This window comes from Longimicrobium sp., from assembly GCF_035474595.1.
Lineage (GTDB): Bacteria > Gemmatimonadota > Gemmatimonadetes > Longimicrobiales > Longimicrobiaceae > Longimicrobium.
On the sequence record NZ_DATIND010000028.1, the window covers coordinates 92,265 to 108,750 of the forward strand.

At 64.8% G+C, this 16,486-nt stretch carries 19 protein-coding genes; 8 read left to right on the forward strand and 11 right to left on the reverse strand.

What is annotated here, in order from left to right; all coding sequences use genetic code 11:
- The first annotated feature begins 49 nt into the window (after positions 1–49).
- The 5 genes from VLK66_RS05340 to VLK66_RS05360 all read left to right on the forward strand — a co-directional run bounded on the left by VLK66_RS05340 (position 50) and on the right by VLK66_RS05360 (position 3,770).
- Positions 50–301, forward strand: coding sequence for a helix-turn-helix transcriptional regulator (locus VLK66_RS05340; protein ID WP_325308345.1), 252 nt, complete (start codon positions 50–52; stop codon positions 299–301).
- An 833-nt stretch (positions 302–1,134) separates the two neighbouring features.
- Positions 1,135–2,097: a hypothetical protein gene (locus VLK66_RS05345; RefSeq protein ID WP_325308346.1), complete on the forward strand. Its 963-nt coding sequence runs from the start codon at positions 1,135–1,137 to the stop codon at positions 2,095–2,097.
- Between the two features lie 800 nt (positions 2,098–2,897).
- On the forward strand, positions 2,898–3,143 hold the full coding sequence (locus VLK66_RS05350; protein WP_325308347.1) for a hypothetical protein: 246 nt from the start codon (positions 2,898–2,900) through the stop codon (positions 3,141–3,143).
- Position 3,144: 1 nt separating this feature from the next.
- Entirely contained in the window at positions 3,145–3,396 is a 252-nt protein-coding gene (locus tag VLK66_RS05355) for a hypothetical protein (RefSeq protein WP_325308348.1), read from the forward strand.
- Positions 3,397–3,422: 26 nt separating this feature from the next.
- On the forward strand, positions 3,423–3,770 hold the full coding sequence (locus VLK66_RS05360; protein ID WP_325308349.1) for a hypothetical protein: 348 nt from the start codon (positions 3,423–3,425) through the stop codon (positions 3,768–3,770).
- A 124-nt stretch (positions 3,771–3,894) separates the two neighbouring features.
- On the opposite strand, the gene qatD is transcribed toward VLK66_RS05360, so the two are convergent.
- The 8 genes from qatD to VLK66_RS05400 all read right to left on the reverse strand — a co-directional run bounded on the left by qatD (position 3,895) and on the right by VLK66_RS05400 (position 12,008).
- Positions 3,895–4,701: a Qat anti-phage system TatD family nuclease QatD gene (gene qatD, locus VLK66_RS05365; protein WP_325308350.1), complete on the reverse strand. Its 807-nt coding sequence runs from the start codon at positions 4,699–4,701 to the stop codon at positions 3,895–3,897.
- A gap of 3 nt (positions 4,702–4,704) precedes the next feature.
- On the reverse strand, positions 4,705–6,045 hold the full coding sequence (qatC, locus tag VLK66_RS05370; protein WP_325308351.1) for a Qat anti-phage system QueC-like protein QatC: 1,341 nt from the start codon (positions 6,043–6,045) through the stop codon (positions 4,705–4,707).
- A complete protein-coding gene (gene qatB / locus VLK66_RS05375) occupies positions 6,042–6,632 on the reverse strand; it encodes a Qat anti-phage system associated protein QatB (protein WP_325308352.1) in 591 nt (196 codons plus the stop codon). Before qatB ends, qatC begins: the two co-directional genes overlap by 4 nt.
- Before the next feature lie 326 nt (positions 6,633–6,958).
- Positions 6,959–8,938 (reverse strand): KAP family P-loop NTPase fold protein, encoded by a 1,980-nt coding sequence (locus VLK66_RS05380; RefSeq protein ID WP_325308353.1) that lies wholly within the window; start codon positions 8,936–8,938, stop codon positions 6,959–6,961.
- A gap of 29 nt (positions 8,939–8,967) precedes the next feature.
- Positions 8,968–10,560, reverse strand: a complete 1,593-nt coding sequence (locus tag VLK66_RS05385) for an E2 ligase fold family C protein (RefSeq protein ID WP_325308354.1) — start codon at positions 10,558–10,560, stop codon at positions 8,968–8,970.
- Entirely contained in the window at positions 10,557–11,048 is a 492-nt protein-coding gene (locus tag VLK66_RS05390; protein WP_325308355.1) for a Mov34/MPN/PAD-1 family protein, read from the reverse strand. The genes VLK66_RS05385 and VLK66_RS05390 overlap by 4 nt, the downstream gene beginning before the upstream one ends.
- The gene (locus VLK66_RS05395; protein ID WP_325308356.1) at positions 11,045–11,719 is read right to left on the reverse strand and encodes a putative metal-binding protein; all 675 of its coding nucleotides are present in this window, start codon (positions 11,717–11,719) and stop codon (positions 11,045–11,047) included. The genes VLK66_RS05390 and VLK66_RS05395 overlap by 4 nt, the downstream gene beginning before the upstream one ends.
- Positions 11,720–11,750: 31 nt before the next feature.
- The gene (locus VLK66_RS05400) at positions 11,751–12,008 is read right to left on the reverse strand and encodes a DUF2604 domain-containing protein (RefSeq protein ID WP_325308357.1); all 258 of its coding nucleotides are present in this window, start codon (positions 12,006–12,008) and stop codon (positions 11,751–11,753) included.
- 288 nt (positions 12,009–12,296) lie between these two features.
- On the opposite strand from VLK66_RS05400, the gene VLK66_RS05405 reads away from it, so the two are divergent.
- Genes VLK66_RS05405 through VLK66_RS05415 form a run of 3 tightly spaced genes read left to right on the forward strand, consistent with a single transcriptional unit; the run spans position 12,297 to position 14,243 of the window.
- Positions 12,297–12,914: a hypothetical protein gene (locus VLK66_RS05405; RefSeq protein WP_325308358.1), complete on the forward strand. Its 618-nt coding sequence runs from the start codon at positions 12,297–12,299 to the stop codon at positions 12,912–12,914.
- A gap of 10 nt (positions 12,915–12,924) precedes the next feature.
- Positions 12,925–13,920, forward strand: a complete 996-nt coding sequence (locus tag VLK66_RS05410) for an ImmA/IrrE family metallo-endopeptidase (protein ID WP_325308359.1) — start codon at positions 12,925–12,927, stop codon at positions 13,918–13,920.
- A 23-nt stretch (positions 13,921–13,943) separates the two neighbouring features.
- Complete coding sequence (locus tag VLK66_RS05415; RefSeq protein ID WP_325308360.1) at positions 13,944–14,243, forward strand: hypothetical protein; 300 nt, start codon at positions 13,944–13,946, stop codon at positions 14,241–14,243.
- A gap of 67 nt (positions 14,244–14,310) precedes the next feature.
- Here the strand turns inward: VLK66_RS05415 and VLK66_RS05420 are convergent, their stop codons facing one another.
- The 3 genes from VLK66_RS05420 to VLK66_RS05430 form a co-directional block, all read right to left on the reverse strand.
- The gene (locus tag VLK66_RS05420; RefSeq protein WP_325308361.1) at positions 14,311–14,967 is read right to left on the reverse strand and encodes a DsbA family protein; all 657 of its coding nucleotides are present in this window, start codon (positions 14,965–14,967) and stop codon (positions 14,311–14,313) included.
- 99 nt (positions 14,968–15,066) lie between these two features.
- Positions 15,067–15,255 (reverse strand): hypothetical protein, encoded by a 189-nt coding sequence (locus VLK66_RS05425; RefSeq protein ID WP_325308362.1) that lies wholly within the window; start codon positions 15,253–15,255, stop codon positions 15,067–15,069.
- 100 nt (positions 15,256–15,355) lie between these two features.
- Complete coding sequence (locus VLK66_RS05430) at positions 15,356–16,420, reverse strand: carboxypeptidase-like regulatory domain-containing protein (RefSeq protein WP_325308363.1); 1,065 nt, start codon at positions 16,418–16,420, stop codon at positions 15,356–15,358.
- Positions 16,421–16,486: the final 66 nt, after the last annotated feature.

Sequence of the window (16,486 nt, forward strand, 5' to 3'; positions counted from 1 at the left end):
AGTGTATACCTTATGGTGCGGGGCGCGACGAAACCGGTAGCGTGGGCGCATGGCTCACGACCCTGGCGTTCCCGTCGGCCCCGCTCTTCGCAGGTTCAGAAAGGAACGAGGTCTTACAATCGAGCAGACCGCGTCGCGTGCGAAGCTGCACGCGGTCTATTATGGGGACGTCGAGCGCGGCAAGGAAAACCCCACCGTCAAGGTGATCGACCGAGTCCTCACCGTGCTGCGACGCAGCTGGGGCGAGTTCGGGGCAGCGGTCGATGAACTCAGATCCGAGCCGCTGCAGGATCCCGATTAGGGAGCGCCAAGCCCATGCTCGGGGCGTTCGCGCACTTGTGAATGTAGTCTATATACGACAGAATACCGCTGTCCTCGACATCCGTCAACGTCTCGCCCACCCCCTCCCAGAGTCACGGCGCGCGGCGGGCCACGGTCCGCGGGGAGTTCGTGTGCGGCCGCCATCAGCGGGAGGCCGCAACCGCGGCGCGTCAGCCACTGGGGACAATCGGTGCTGCGCAGCAACGGGTACGCCGGACTACGCATGAGGTACTGCTCTCTCGTCCTCCCGGTGCCGACGCAGCGGCCACGGCTTGGACGAACCCCAGGCCTCTGTGGCCAGCCGGTTCTGGCGCGCCGTGGTCCCCTTGTCCACTTAGACCCGCGTGATCGAGCCATGCTGCGGGGGTGTGGCAAGTGTAGCGCTTGGCTACATTCGGAGGTATTGTGTGTCTGAATACGAATTGTAGCCCCCGCCCGATCCGTGGCCTCATGGCTCGTCAGAAGACAAAGAATACACTCGAGCGGGCGCCGCGGCGGCGAATCCCGCCCCCGCCACCCTTTTGGTTGTACGATCAGGTAAAGGGATTTTTCGGACTCTCCATCCTCCATGAGACGGATGGATCGGCCGGGGTGGCACTCTGGCGAGCGGCCCGCACGGCCAGGTTGTTCGTTGATTCAGGCGCCAAAAGGCGCGAGTGCTTCGGCACCCTCAGTCACGCGAAGCTGCGGGAAATCTTCTCCGTGGACGAGGTGGATCCATTCGCACACCAAGCTACGATTTTCGAGATTTTCGCGCGGGCGCGCTCTCGCCCCCAGGTAACCGAGCCCGAACTTGCTTCGGCGTGTTCTCGCGTGAGCGAATGGGCGGGAGGCGCGTGGAAGAAGCAGACGGAATTGCACTTCGCGGAACTTGCCGCCCGCGTTGATCCGAACGACCCGAGTTTGGCGAATGCCGCGGCGCGGCTCTGTCGCGAGGCGTCGCTGTTCGACCGGGCCGCCCTCTGGTTCGAGCGTGGATACCGCTTTGCAGCGTGGTCCGGTGACCGCTCGGAGGCGGTCAGCTCTCTACTTGGCTACGGAGCGTTGATGAAGGAGTGCGGCCGGCTGGATGAGGCCCGCCGCTGGTTCTTGAAGGCAGCCAGGCGCGCGGCGAGGACGGGCCGCCGAAGAAGCGCGGCCGAGACCCGGCACGACCTCATGGCCCTGGCTGCGGAAGCCGGGGATGTATCCGAGGTGATCGAACATGCAGATGCGGCCGTTGAGCTATACCCGCTCCATCATCGGCGATTGCCGTACCTCGCGCACGATTTCGCGTACGCGCTGATCCGCACGCAGCAGTACGCGTTGGCATACCCGCTCCTGGAGTTGTTCGTCCGCGTGGTGCCCAGGCACCACCTGCTACCGGGCGTGGCGACGTTCGCGTGGGCCGCCGCCGGTCGGGGCCTGGTTCACCGCTATGACGACGCGGAGCGGCGCGCGCTTGCGCAGATCTCCGTCGACCAGCAACAAGCCGCGCCGTCCCTGATCTTCCTGGCCGAAGGCGCGCGCGTGCTTGGGCAATGGTCGCGCGCGGAGCGCCACGCACGCGAAGCGATCGACAGCGCTGTGCGGATGAACCAGAGCCGCTACGAGCAGGATGCGCGCGCCCTGCTCGCGGATGTGCTTGAACAACGCCCGATTACCAGGGCGGATGGTGAGATGGTGGAAGTCTACCCATTGACACGTCACTTCGAGATCCGCCTGAGGCGCTGGAAGCCACGCCGCGAGGTAGGCGGCGGGACCAGCCAGAACCGGGCGAGCGGCTCGCGCGCCTAGTTCCCCGAACCGTAGGTGTAGCCCCCTCTCGAAGCGCTATCCGATTGCACGGCCACCGCGGACGCGGTGGCCGCAGTCGTTTCGTCCGGCGGCGTGGCAACGACGTTCCCAGACCCGTAGGTATAGCCGGTCAGCCTCGGGCGGGTCGGCACGGCCTCCGGGGACGCGGGCGTGGAGTTGCAACCGCCGAAAACGAGACACGTCAAAGCAGCGACTACAGCGAATGAGCGTTGCATCTGAACCTCTCTCGCGGGGGGGATGATGTGGGGGTAAAGGGCGCGCATCTCCGAATGTACTCCCCGCAATCAATTGCCGCCACGACGCGCCACCATCTGATCCCGCCACGGCGCGCTCCCAACAAATCCCGCCACTAGAACGCACCGATAGTACCTGCCACAACGGGCATATCGAACCGGTCACGGCGCACGGGTATTGTTCGCCCCATCGCTGCCTCCCGTACGGAGATCTGACGAGGAGGCGTGCGCGCGTGGGCTCAACCACGCGGCAGGTGCACTTCCGCACGCTGACCCACGTGCGAGGGCGGGGAAACCACGGTCGTGCGCCCCTCGCCGACGCTCATGGCCGCTTACCGCGAAGCATCGCAGGGTGCCAGGTCGAAAATCACTTCGGGACGATTCGGAAGCCCTCGCCGCGATGCTCTACGGCCTTTTCGACGACATCCCATCGGAGCAGCGTGACGAGGCCGTCCGGGAATTTGCCGAACGGCTTGCGGAGATTCACGAGGCGCACGGGCAAGGGGTTCCCGAATGGCTGGTTAGGTTGCGCGCGAGGCTCCAGACGTGAGCCCGCCGCCCGAAACACAGGCAAGCGTGCCGGCGATGGAGGACGAACTGGCGCATGTCACGAAGCAGATCGCCCGGCTCCTGCTCCAACCCCGGTACGACGAGGCGGAACTGGCGGAGCTCGATGTTCGCGCGCGCGAGCTGCGCGACCGCATCCGGCGCGCGGCGCCGCCAAGGCCGGAACCCGTGGAACTTCGGCTCCGGTTACGGAATGGGGGCGCGCCCCTCGTCTCCGGCGGGTGAGGTGAGCGACGGGTCGGCGGACCCGAGCGGCGAGACGGAGGAATACTACGAGCGCTTCGTGCGTGGGCTCCGCGCCGGGGCGCCGGACTCGAACCGCGACGACTGCGCCCGCTTGATGATGGAGCGGCTGCTAGCGCTCTACGCCGAGTTCGGCATTCCCCACCCACGGGACTCACCGCATACGCGCCGTTTCACTGGAGTCGCGTGGGACGACAATGCACACACGCAGGATGACGAGGCGCTGAGACCGTGACATCCCCATTCGGAAGCTCCGGCGAGTTGGAGCGGATCAGGAACGCACTCCAGGCGGCGGTCGACTCCCGGTCGCTGCGCTCCGTCGCCGAGTCGGTGGGAATGTCGCCCACGGGCTTGAGCAACTTGCTGAATGGGACGCAGCCTTATGGCAAAACGATGGTCCGGCTGCGGGAGTGGTATCAGCGGGAGGAGGGTTTCAGCGGGGTTCCCGCGCAGGTGATCGCCGACCAGCTCCGGCGCTATGTGAGCACGCTACCCAAACCAGATGAGGGAGTGGCGATCCTGATCGCCACGATCAACCGCCTGTATGCCGGCGCGGGGATGCCCGTGCCGGAATGGGTGCGGCGGGTACGCTCCAGCCTTACGGCGTAGAGGGAGACGAAGGTGCTGAAAGGACGCAGCGCCCGCCGGCGCTCCTCGTGATACTCCCCGCAGGCGTCACGCTGACGGGCTGCTTCGGCGCCAGGACGGCCAGCGCTCGATGACACATCGAAGCTCATGTGATCTGGCGATCCGCTCCCAGAGCTGATCGCTCACGGATGACCGCTGCCGATGCCGTCGTCGGAAGATCTCGCAATGCATGCCCGAAATTCGCGTACACGAGTTTCGCAACCTCGGCCGCATCGACTTTCCACATTTCGGCAATCACCTCCAGAACGCGCCGCACGTCTGCGGGTTCACCCTTGCGGCCGTCGACTTCCACGAACGGGCCGTCGCTCTCGGTGAGTATGCGGTCGTTTGGAATCCGCGAAAGAAGAGCCGGAAACCGCTTGCCCTTGCACATCGCGATGTTGAGCGAGAAGTAGGCACCCGCGTTGACCGCTCGGCCGAGAGCCTGAATCGATCCCGAATACCAGTGGAGAATCGCGGTGCCTCGGAATGACCCGCCGATTGCATCGACCACGTCTTCCGCCGCGCGCCGGCTATGGATCGTGAGCACCTTGTCGCCGGCGTCGGAGCAGAGCTGCAATATCTTGTCGAACACCGAACGCTGGCCCCGCCGCTCCTCGGCAGACGGTGTGCTGTAGTCCAAGCCGATCTCGCCGATATACCTTGTTCGCGAGAGCAGTTCGCCGAACATCGGGAGTTCGGTCCGGCGCTGCACGGCGAGCTCTGGATGCAATCCCAAGGCTGCACGCACGTATTTTCGTCCGGCGGTGAGACGCTCGGTTTTCTCAAACACGCAAGGTGCGTTTGTGACGGCGACCGTGTAGATCCGCTCCGCCTCGCACCGGGCCACGACCGCGCCGGGATCCGCGGATAGATCCAGGTGAAAATGGGTATCGACGAGAGTTGCAGTCACGTTTCAACGACCGGGATTCAGGAATGCGGCAAGCTCGCGCAGACCACGGCGATACACCTCCACCGACATCCGTACCTGGTCTTCGTCTGCGGGGAGAGGGCCTGACTGCAGGACATCGGCCACCCCGGCTGCCTCCGGATCCCGTTCGGCGGCGAACTGGATCGCCCTCAGATCCCGCATCTTCTTCCTCGAGAGCTCCTTCGTCAGCGGATTCTCCCGGTACTGGGTGGAATCGTCCGCGCCGACTCGCGCGAGCGAAGCACGCCGGATGAGGCATGGGAGACAGTAGCCGCAGTTCGGCTTACCAAGTCCTATACCCAGCCAGCGATCCGCCGTAGGATGGGCGCAGGATACGGTAACCGGAGCGGTCGCGATTACCCAGTCACGGTCTCCGGCGCGGTCGAGCATCTCGCCCTTCGTCATGAACTGGAACGGGAGCCGTAGCTCGACATTGATTCCGAGTTCATTTAGCAGCTGCCGGAAGAGCCGGATGGTCTCGGGATGTGTCGTCCGCGTGCTTAGACTTCCCAACCGGCTTGGCGCAAGCGGGACGTTGAGCGTGATGAAGCCGTTTTCAGGGACGATGAGCGGCAGGTTTCCCCCGAGCGCGGCGGATGCGAATACACCCAGACTCAGGAAGATGATCGAGCGGCTCCGCTGCGTGTCTTCTACATGGTGCCGAAAGAGCTTTCGCGGGGGACTCACTCTGAACTCGAGGTGGCGAAGATTATCGTCGCCGTACTGCTGCCGAAGCGCATTTACCGTTCGGTGCTGCGCGCCGGTCGAGTGCGCGGCACTTCCTTGAGAGCCAGCGCTCACGAGATACAGCCGCTCTCCCGAATGCAGCGCATCCGCCGCCCCGATGAATGAATCCAGGCCACCGGAGAGCAGGCATGCCGCGGTCGCATCGAGCGGCGGGAACGTCTTGCGATAATTCCGAGCAACAGGTGCCGAAAACGGTGCTTGGAGAAACGTCGCCTCCCAAACGTCACCCGTGAGGAACCTGAGCAACTGCGTGAGCGTGTCACGGGCAGCCTCCCAGAGTGCCGGATCCGAGACCGGGAGGTGCAGCACGAAGTGCCGCGTCCATCCGTCCGAATGCGGATCTGCGCCGCGAGAGGTCCTCAGATCGGCTGCGTATACTGCCGCGGCCATCCGGAAGAGGTCTACGGCCGCGGGAGCGGGATCAGGAAGTTGGTGCCGCCGGATGACGTCCCACGCGTTATGCTTGAGCGAGCCTGGCACACCTCCGGTGTCGATTGGTAGCCGCAGCACCTGTTCCCCATCGCCGACCGCCAATTCATGCTCGGCATCTCCTACCCGGACGTCGACGTGCCATCTCATTGCGCGTCCTCCAGGAGGACATATGCCTCCTCAAAGATGTCCTGGATCTCTCTCTGGCTTTCCGGCGCGTCCCAGTTGATCTCCAGCAGGTCGCGCTCGGCAAAGTCCAGCCTCACCCTTTCGCGCACGTAGTCCTTCACTTCGGCCTCGAGCGCGACAGCCTGCTCTGCGGATTGCGCCGCGGCCTCGATTCGACTACCCAGTACGTGCATGAGCCTCGTGTTGATGAACGAGGCGACGAAATGCTCCAGTGCGCGTCCCATGGTCGCCGCGTCAAGCTCCTCAAGCGCTTCAAGGCCGGCGTCTTCCACTCCGCACTCATCGAACAGGAACGCAGTGGTTTCGGCGATCGCAGCATGGGCGGCGGCCTCTTCGTTCGTCCCCGCGCGCGGTGCCAGCACCCGAGTCAGTGCCGCAAGGAAAACGTCGATCCCCCGGTTCAGGAACTCGCCAATCCTGAACTCGCGGGCGGCCTCAGCGAGGCCTCGTGCAGCTACCGCGGAGAGAAATCGCGCGAGAGCGCGGCCCGAGGCAATCGCCGACGGGGAGTTCCGCGCCGCGCGCTGTGCCCCGCCCTGCGCGCGCACGAAGTAGCGGACCGCGCGGCTCCGGGAGCCCCGTCCCGGCGCACCCCCGCCCGATCGCGCGAAAGCCCGCATCGCGGTTTTGGCGGCTCTCCACGGGTTCTTCAGCGGAGGCGGTGGAACGGCGCTACCGGGCACCGGCCGATCTCCATCGTCGGGGCTGTCTCCTCCTGGATCGTCGTCACCTGGCGGAGGAAGCTCTTCCGGTGGCGGCTCATCGCAAGGCTCCTGCGGAGGCGGAGGCGCGTCGGGCGGGAGGAGGTCGCCCGGACCCTTGGGACCGCCGTATGGTTTCGAAGTACCCAATGTTCAGGATCCCCTGGAAAAGGCTACTTCTTCAGCTGCAATTCCGCAGCGCGGGCAAGACGTACGTTCACGGTCGATCTGGACCACTGCTCGAAGAGAGCCCGGGCCTGTGCCTCACCGGACTGACCCTTCGTACTGTACATGAGACGGGGAATCACGCCCACCGGGATCTGCGTCTCCGACATCCCCCGGAACATCGCGACCACCTCCCCCCCGAGTTCCGGCCGCGCTTCCGCCAGCAGGAACAAAGAAACCAGTGGAGGATCGTTCGCGCCCCCGAGTTGCTCCGTCTGCCGCGCCTGCGTCGCGAGCTCCTGGAGGATGCCAACCGCTTCGCCCGCGGAGAGCTCCTTCAGCCTCGTCTGGCCGGCGCTTCGGAGAGCTTCCGACGGGCTTCGAAGCTGGCGCAGAGTCTCGGTCGCTCCTGGACTGAGCTGAAGGAGCGCGTTCTCCGTGTGCCCGATCTTGTCGCGGGCGACGTAGAAGTACGGACGCAGATCTACGCCCCCAAGCTCCGGCTCGAGAGTGAGCCAGCTCTTTAACCAACTGTCCTCCAACCAATCCCTTGCGTGCTCGGGCACGCCCGCCGCGGCACCCGCCTTACCATCCTCCGCATCGGCTGCTGCTCGCTTGGGGCCGGATTTGGTTCGTGGCGCCCTCGCGTCCACCGGGAGCATGGCAGCGTTGGCCTCCACAGCCGGTGCCGGGGCTGGTGTCTTCAACGCGGCTTCCAGGGCCGCAATCTCCTCCGGCGTGCCCGCCTGGCGCCCTTGCCACCCTGCCAGAATCCGGAAGTGCTCCGGGCGGAAGTACTCAAGCAGCATCAGCTTCCCAAGGACGCGACGCCCCAGCTCGATCTTACGTAGTTCCGCGAGGCGGATCCGCAGGAGCAGCGCGTTGAGGAACCGCTTAGTCTGGCGCGGGTTCCCCGCGAGTCCTTGGGCGAGCGTGTCGGCGAGCTGCTCCGTCAGTGCGAAGCTGTCGCCCAGCTCCGGGGGAAGCGGGCGGAGGAGCTCACGTGCGTCTTCGAACGAGAACGTCAACTCTCCGAATGGCCCCCGCTCCCGAACATCCAATTCCTCCACCAAGTCGCGGAACGCACCCGCATCACAGTGCAGTTCCGTGAACAGGAGATTCATGTAGGTGTGGATCTCCCGGCGGCCGAGAGGCGGGATGCGGAACGGAATCTGGATCATCTTCTCCAGGTAGTCCGCCCCGATCTGCGGATCCATTCCCTCGAGCTTGAACCGCTGGCGAACCGCGTGCTGGACAAGTCGCTCGTCCGCGCCGATTACGAACGCGGTCCGCTCCGCGAAGAGAAATAGGCGGATCGCCTCGAGCGTCTGCACCACCGTCTCGGGAATGCACCGGTCCAGCTCGTCGATGAAGACCACCAGCGTCTTGATCTTGGTCTCTTCGAGCAGTTCGACGAAGTCCTCCCGGAAAGTGCGGATCGCGTGGACCGGCTCCTCCGTATCCGGTTCATCTTTCTGACGGACCAGACCCTCGAGCTTCTCGGGGTCGGCCGCCACGGCTTTCTCTCCGGCTTTTCGCGCGAGCGACTTCATCGCGGCACCGGTCACCTGCAGGCCGGTAAGCGCGCCCGGAACCCCGCCCAGCGCCAGCGTGAGGGCTCCCTTGCCCGCGAGCGACATCACGCGGAACCAGTCTACGCGCGCACTCAGCTTTCCGAGGAGAGCCTGCGCTTTCGCACCCAGCGTCCTCCGAGTGCGGATCTCGTCCAGGATCGTGCCCATCAGGGCAGACTTCGCGTCCTCATAGCTTTCGAAAAGCCAACCGTTGAACGAGATGCAGACGATTCCCTCTTTTCGCTCCAGATCGGCCCGCACCATGTGCACAAGGCTCGACTTCCCGCTTCCCCAGCCGCCATAGACACCGATCGTCAACGGAAGAAGACGTTCGGTCTGGATCGTGTCCGAGATGACCTGAACGAGGTGGCGGACGTTCAGGAGATCCGTCGTGGTTTCGTTGTCTGCCCACATTGGCCATGTGACGGTTGCTGGATGGTAAATCAGAGAAGTGCAGGGCCTTCCCGTGTGGCGCGGAGGCTGGCATCCCCGCTCCCGTGAACATGTTCGTACTTTGTCCGATACGCAGCGAGGTAGTCCTCATCACCACAGATACAACCCGGCGCCTTTCCGTGAGGGAGGCACAGCACCGAGCCGAGAGGCCGCAGAAGGTTGATCTTCGTTGTCACTGCGAGGGGCACCGATCGCAGGCCGCCCGCGTGCGCGACCAACTCAGCAGCCAGGAGAACCCCCGCCATCGCCGATTGAAACGCGAGAGGGACCTCAGCGCGGGACGCGTCGCTCCCACCGCCGAGGCTCAGGATCAGACCTCCACACACGGCGACATGGTAGAACTCGATCAGCGGCTTGTCGGCGAACGGAAGCAGGGGCTGCACGTCCATGTTCATCGCCGTAGCCACCTCTCTCAAGAACTCCTCGCCTACCGCGTCCCCATTGTAGAGGAGATTACTCACCCGAGCCTTCGCCTCCACCGTCGTGAGCTTGAGGTCCTCTGCCACCTTATCCCGGAGGTGGGGCTGCACCGCCTTCGGCGTGTAGAGGCAGGCAAGGCAGGCCCGCTCGTCGTCGAAGTCGTGACGCGATACGCCGATGTCGCCGGGCTGCGTCCACGCGTTGGCGATCCAGCGGGGCAGCGCACCCTGCACCAAGATCCTGTCCTCGGCGCTATCAAGCGCAACGAGGACACTCTCAAGCCCCCAGTCCCCGCGCCGCTTCAGGAACTCGCCCCAGCGCATCGCCGCCGGCTCGACGCGAAGCCCGGTATTCGCGAGCGCCCGGGCCGCCAGTTCAACCTTCACCGTTCCGATCTCGGCCTCTGACGACCCCACATAACGCTGGACATTGCTCAGATCCAGCTTCTCCCCGTCGACAACGTGCAGCGTTCCGGCGAGGGCGGGCACGCGGGTGAGCGTCCACACGGTCGCGCTTCCGATCGCGCCCGCGCCGACCAGAAACGCCTCGCCAAAATCCACCGGGGGGAGGGTGGGATTCGTTGGTTCCGCCTCCAACGGGTCCAGCGTGAGAACCGAAATCTGCACGTCTCCGTCGAGATCGCCGGCGACAAGCTGGTCGCCGAATACGTACCGGAAGACGTTGGCGGCACCAAGGCACGCCGCGGCCGCCGCGCCGAACGGGTTCGGGGAGGATCCGACCGGCACCGGCCCACGGGAAGAGAAGCGCGCGATCCAGCCGTCGCTGCCGACGTGAAGGGCCAGAGCATCGTTCGCCGGTGCAGCGCCCTGTCCCACGCAGACCCAGACCATGGCGGCCGCCGGCTCGGCCAGGTCGAGCCTCTCGTTGATCGCACGCGCGCGGGCGATCAACGAGGCCGCGAACGCACTCGTCTCCCCATCATCCTGTGCGAAGGCAAGGACCGGATAGAGGCGTGCAAGCAGTTCCACGATCAGCGCGAGCGCCGTCCGCCCCTCCTGCGACTCCGCTGCGGGGCCGTCCCACGCGATGCCGATCACGTGCGACTCGAGAGTCTTCGTGAACGCCGCTGGATCGAAGCCCTGCAACACGGACGACCCGGCGAGTATCGCCTTGTCGAAGTACCTCGCGAGCGCCACGGTCACACCTCGGTGATAATGAACGTCCGCAGAACCTCGTCGCGCGTCTGCAGCACCCAGCCCCGATCCTCGCTGAGCCTGTAAACTGCAACATCTTCCAGATCGAACCCGCGCGCGGCAAAGTCGGGGAGGACGAGCGAAAATCCCCCGGCCTGCGCCATGATCGGAAACGCGTCATCCGTCTCCGAGTGATAGGCCTCGGTTGGGTGGCTATGTATCTGCGCAATCAGGCGCAGGCGGTGCTCGAAGAGCCAACGGTTCAAACGGAAGAGCTCGTCCGCGCCGACTGCCACCAGGAGCCCCCCACTACCCCGCGCAGCCTTTTGTTCGGGGACGATCATCGCGTGGATATCGAACCGCTCCCCATCCTGTACGCCAGCCCAGAGCGCCATCCCTTCACAGCCCTGTTCACCCGCGACCCTGAGGCTGTCGCGGGTGGCGTCGGCGAGCTCGCGCGGAAGCAGAACCCGACGGACGGTCAACAGGTCAGTCATTCCCCACCGGGTACGATCTGAAGGCCGCGCAGGTGCACCTGCGCTTGAGCTTGAGGCTGCTTCGTCGGGCCCGGTCCGATCTGGATGTTCACGTCAAAGGCGTAGCCGCGAACAGTGAGCACGCCGAAGCGGTACAGATGCTCGATGATCGTCGCAAGCCGCCCCGCTCCGCTCGTCCGGTGGAGGAGCCAGGAATCGCCCGAGTGCTCGGGGTGCTCATGGTAGGCCCGGACCCCGGGCAAGCAGAGAAACGGAACCTGATCCGGATCGTGCCAGACCAGCAGCCGCTGTCTGAGCATGCCCAGATGCTTAGGGATATTGCCCCGGTGCTTCGCCAGGAGCTTGTCCACTTCTTCGCGACGCACCGGCTTTCCATTCACCCTCGCCAGGCGGGGCAGGTCTGTTGGAAGCTCACGCGCCCGGTAGGGCTCACGCGTGAATGGATTCACCAGTGTCACGGCCGGCGGAAGCAGGTCGTAGTTGGTGAAGTCGAGATCGGCACCAAACACCATCGGCGACGGCGCGATCTGCGCCGCGGCGAACGCCAGGGACACGGTTGGGAACTCCGCTCCGAGCAGAAGGATGCCCCGGCGGCGGTATTCGGATTCCACCGTGCGGAAATCGGCGATCTCTCGCGCGAACTTGGCGCGCGAGACCGCCGGGTCCGCCAACAGTTCCCCTCCAGGAGCCGTCACCACATCCTCAGCCGCCAACGCCGGCGCGGAGGCTGAGGAAGAGCGTCGAGCCAGACGCAAAGTTGATCTGCCCGACCTTCTTTCCAAGATCGAGCGCTTGGCCGTTCACGTCGCGCAGCTCCCAATTCTCGAAGGGCTGGCCGGAGTTCTTCGTCTGCGCCAGCGCACGGGTTACCACACTCCGCAGTTCGGCCTGTGCGGGAGTTTCGAGCTGCGTAGGCGTGCCGTTCACTACCACCGTAAGTTCCAGCTTCTCAGGCTTCATCTCTCTACTCCCGCAGCTTTAGGGGCGCAGCGGCTCGGCCGCGCGGGTTTGGAAGGCTGGCGATCGACATCGCCTGGCTGTCACCGCTCCACGGCAGTCGCAGAGAAGCGGATCAGGGTGCCGCGCCTTGCGGGTACTTTCGTACGATCGACCGGCGGTCTATACTTGCCGCCTGCCCAACCCTCGCGTCGCGCACTCCGTCACCTTACCTAGCCAAACACCCGGAAGAATTCGTCACGTGACGAATTCGGTGCCTGCCTCAGCAGAGTACCACGGGGCGCTGGCACCATGCCCGCCCGAACCGGGCCCGCCCTACCTATCGTGGATCACGCCGAACTCGTCACGGAACTCGCATCGCAGGACTGGAAGGGCTTGATCCCCCAGCTCACCGCGTACACCATCGTGCGTGCGAAGCGGTTCCGATGGGCAAGAGGAGACCTCAACCTCCCCAATGGCAACGACCCTCAGGACGTTGTCGAGCACGTCATCACGAAGCTCTTCTCCGGTGAGCACCATTGGAACCGTGAGAAGCACCCCAGGCTGTTCGATCATCTCACCAGCCGCATCGACAGCGCCCTCTACGCGCTGGCACGCTCCCGGACAAACCGGCTCCAGGTCGCTGCGGCGGACGAGGGTGACCTCGTTCGCCTTGGAGCCGCGACCGATCCGCGGGACGAGTCGGTCCAGGAGCGCTCGGCCTGGATCGAGGAATTCTGGAAGTCCGTCGATATGGCGAGCGGAGATGATGTTGAACTGCGGCAACTCGGCGAACTGCTGCGCGACGGGATGAAGCCGCGGGAAATCGCGGCCAAGCTGGGGGTAGACGTGAAGAAGGTATACACGTCGGAGCGAAAGCTGATGCGGAGGCTGGAGCGAATCCACGGGAAGGGCCGGAACCCTGGATGAAGAGATCGCAATGACGCGCAATAACGAAGACCAAATGGATGCTTTCTTCTCCGCGTTGGCAAGCGGAGTGGCAGAGGACCCTATCTCCCGGCGTCAGGTGCTGAGAGAGGCCGGCCTTGACTACGGCGAGGTTGAACGGGACGGACTCGGGCTCGTCGAGCGGCTCCGACTCGAACAACTGCAGGTGCTCGCGCGCATGCAGGAGCTGTCGATCGAGTCCGTTCCGGTCAAGGAGCTCGCGAAACGTGGATGGATCAAGCGGATACGCGACGGTGCGGCGCAACTCGCCGAGATACTGCGTTTCTTTGGCGCTAACTCGGTTGCACAATGGCAACTGCAGTGTGCCCGCACTGCCGTGCAGTTCCGAAAGTCAGTTCACGTCGATGCGGATCCGGCGGCTGTGGCGGCATGGCTCAGGATCGGCGTGCTTCTGGCTGACCGTATCGAATGCGCTCCATATAACCGGGACGCTTTCATGGATGCCTTGCACGAACTGAGAAAGCTGACTGTTCAAGAACCCGAGCACTACTTGACTGCCATAGCCGATCGCTGCTCCAGCGCCGGTGTTGCAGTCGTCTTCGTTGCAGCATTGCCGAATACCGGAATCAGTGGAGCAACTCGTTGGTTGACCTTGGAGAAAGCCATCATTCAGCTAAGTTGCCGTTATAGATCGGATGATCACTTCTGGTTTACGTTCTACCACGAGGCTGCACACGTCGTCTTCCATGGTCGGAATGAAATATTCGTCGAATGTCTTGAGCAAACAGGCGATGATCAGGACCTCAGGGAAATGGAGGCTAACGACTTCGCAACGGATTTCCTGGTCCCCATCGAACGGATGTCCCGTTTTCTCGCCACAGGCAACTTCACGCGGCGCTCAGTTGAGTCGTTTGCCCAGGCAATCGGGATCGCGCCCGGAATCGTTGTGGGCCAACTTCAGAAGCGGGAGAAGCTCGGATGGGACAGACTCAACGGGCTGAAGAAGAAAGTGATGCTCGACGCATGACGCCGCCCAGTTTTTCCTGAAGAATGCGCATTACATACCGCCCCGAGGGACTCAGTGGCTCCGACCGGCGGCTTCATGCCGGGAACCGGATCCTCACCTTTTCGCCCGCCGATCTGGTGCGCGCCGTAGTCACCGTGGGGCGGGAGAACGTCACCGGCGTTTTGCAGTTCGGAGACCTCTCCGAACTCGAGATCGTCGGGCGTACCGCATTTCCCCTGGGGGACCAGCACGTGGTGCCCTGCTCCGAGATCCGGAGCAACGGCATCCGTGCGCGCGATGATCCGGGTTCGCAATCCTCACCCGCTCGACCAGCCCCGCTTTGAGCGCGGGCAACTATGGCGCCGCGCGTGACCGGTCCTCGCGAGCCATCTGGCGCCGCACTTCGCACGATCAATCAAGCAGTTTCACAATGAGCGACTCGAAATCCTCGTCGCTTCCCACCCCGGTGAACTGCAACCCGTTCACGACCACAGTCGGAGTTCCGTCGACCTTGAGCTGGCGGCCGGCGGAGATGTCCGCCTGTATCCGTGCCTGGTACCTGCGCTGATCGACGCATTGCGTGAATCGAGCCGTATCCGGGACCGCTGCGGCCCGGGCAAATTGAACCCACGGTGTGCGGCCGATCGAATCCTGGGAAGCGAACAGAACATCGTGAAACTCGGCGAACCGCCCCTGCTCGGCGGCGCATTCCGCGGCGTTGGCCGCCGCCATCGCATACGGATGGATCGCCTGCAGGGGGTAGTGCCGGTAGACAACCAGGATCTTGCCCGGGTGTCTCAGCTCCGCCTGATGCACCTGATCGGCGAATTTGCGGCAGGCAGGGCACTGGAAATCGGCGAACTCGACCACGGTGACGGGCGCCGCCGGGTTGCCGGTCTTCTGCCCGCCTTCCGCGAAACTGCGCCAGTCACCGACGCGTACGGGATTCGCAGGGGTCGCTGCCGCAGCGGGAGGAAAGATTTCCCTCCGGACAACGAGCGCCGTGACCGTGACGGCGCAGACCATCATCACGACGACGGCGGCGTTCAGAACTGCTTCTTTCTTCATGTGGACGGCGCTGGAGACGTAGCGGAGCGCGTGACGGGAGCGGCAGAGGCGCAGGGGTGCCGGCGGGGTTTTCCGCGCCGGCACCGGCGGGTGGTCGCGTCAGGGGCACACCCAGGTGCTGGTGCACCATCCGTTGCTGCAGGAGCACGACGTCATCTTGCAGTTCTCCGCGCCCTTCGGCGGAGTGCACGGCGAAATCGGGGTCTGCGCGGAAGCGGGCGGCGAGAGCAGCACGTAGCTTCCCCCGAACGTGACCGCGCTACACACGAGGAGCAGCAGCTTCTTCATGGATTTCCTTGGGGTAGGAGGTGAGGAGGGACCAGCCACACGAGTATAATGCAAACCCGGACGACCCCGCCACGGATCACGACAACCTGGCATCTCGCGTTCAGTGGCGTCCCGCCCGAACGGGACGGGCGTAGAGGTCGGCCGGCACCGGCGGCGGATTCGCGCCCGGGTAGAGCCGCCATTCTTCGTATTCCACGGCTTCGACGTAGTATCGCCGCGGCTGCACGCGACGCCAGAAGAGATACGACTGGACCAGCAGGAGGCTCTGCCGGGTGGCCACCGGAGGCACGAAGTCGACTTCCGCTCCGGCATCCTCGCGCGGCGATGGGGTGCGGTACCGCCAGGTACCACGAACCAGGAAGCCTTCCGGTGACACGGTGAGGGTTCCGCTCACCTCCGAACGGCGCGGTCCGGCGCGCGGACAGAACGCGAGCGTCGTGTAGCCGCCGGACGAGTTCGCGATGCTGAGGGTGTGCAGCGCTCCGAACTGCTCCTCTACGAAATGCTGCGAGAAGCCGTCCTCCAGCGGGACGTACCGCCAGTACGCATACCGGGGCTGCACCGACTGCGCCTGCGGCATCGCGTAGCCGGAAGAGCCGATCAGGCGCCTCCACACCGGCCAGGCGTCGTTCGTCGCGGCGGTCCACTGGCGGCTTCCGCGCTCGTCTCCGAACTCTCCAATGGACGACGCATCCTGCTGCTGCGACCGGATCGTTCCCAGCGAGTGGAACACCAGCGTGTCGGGCACGGCGGGGTATTTCGCCCGGACCGATTCCCAGAACGAGCGGGCGCGCGGGTCTTCGCGGTTCGGGCACGGATCGCGGGGTTGCGTCGCGGAGGTGATCCCCGCCAGCATCACCGGGGCGGCCTGGAGCCGTACCCGCAAGGCCGTGTCGGCGCCGGTGAGCGGTACGGCCCGGGTCTGGTATCCTACCCGGCTCACCACGAGGCCGGTTGCGTCCGAAACCTCGGGAGCCCCGAAGGAGAAGCGGCCTGACGGGTCCGAGGTGGTCGCCGCGCTCCGGCGCAGGGCGCTCCAGACCTCCACCTTGGCCGCGGAAACCGGCGTACCCGCAGAATCGACGACCGTCCCGCTTACTTGTGCGGCGAGGGTTCGGCTGCACACCGCGAGCACAGCCGCGGCGAGGAAAAAACAGCTCTTCATCTCTCGAGCATGCGTCGGAACCGCGGGAGGTGGCGCGGTGGAGTACGGCTGGTAGATATGCTGGGA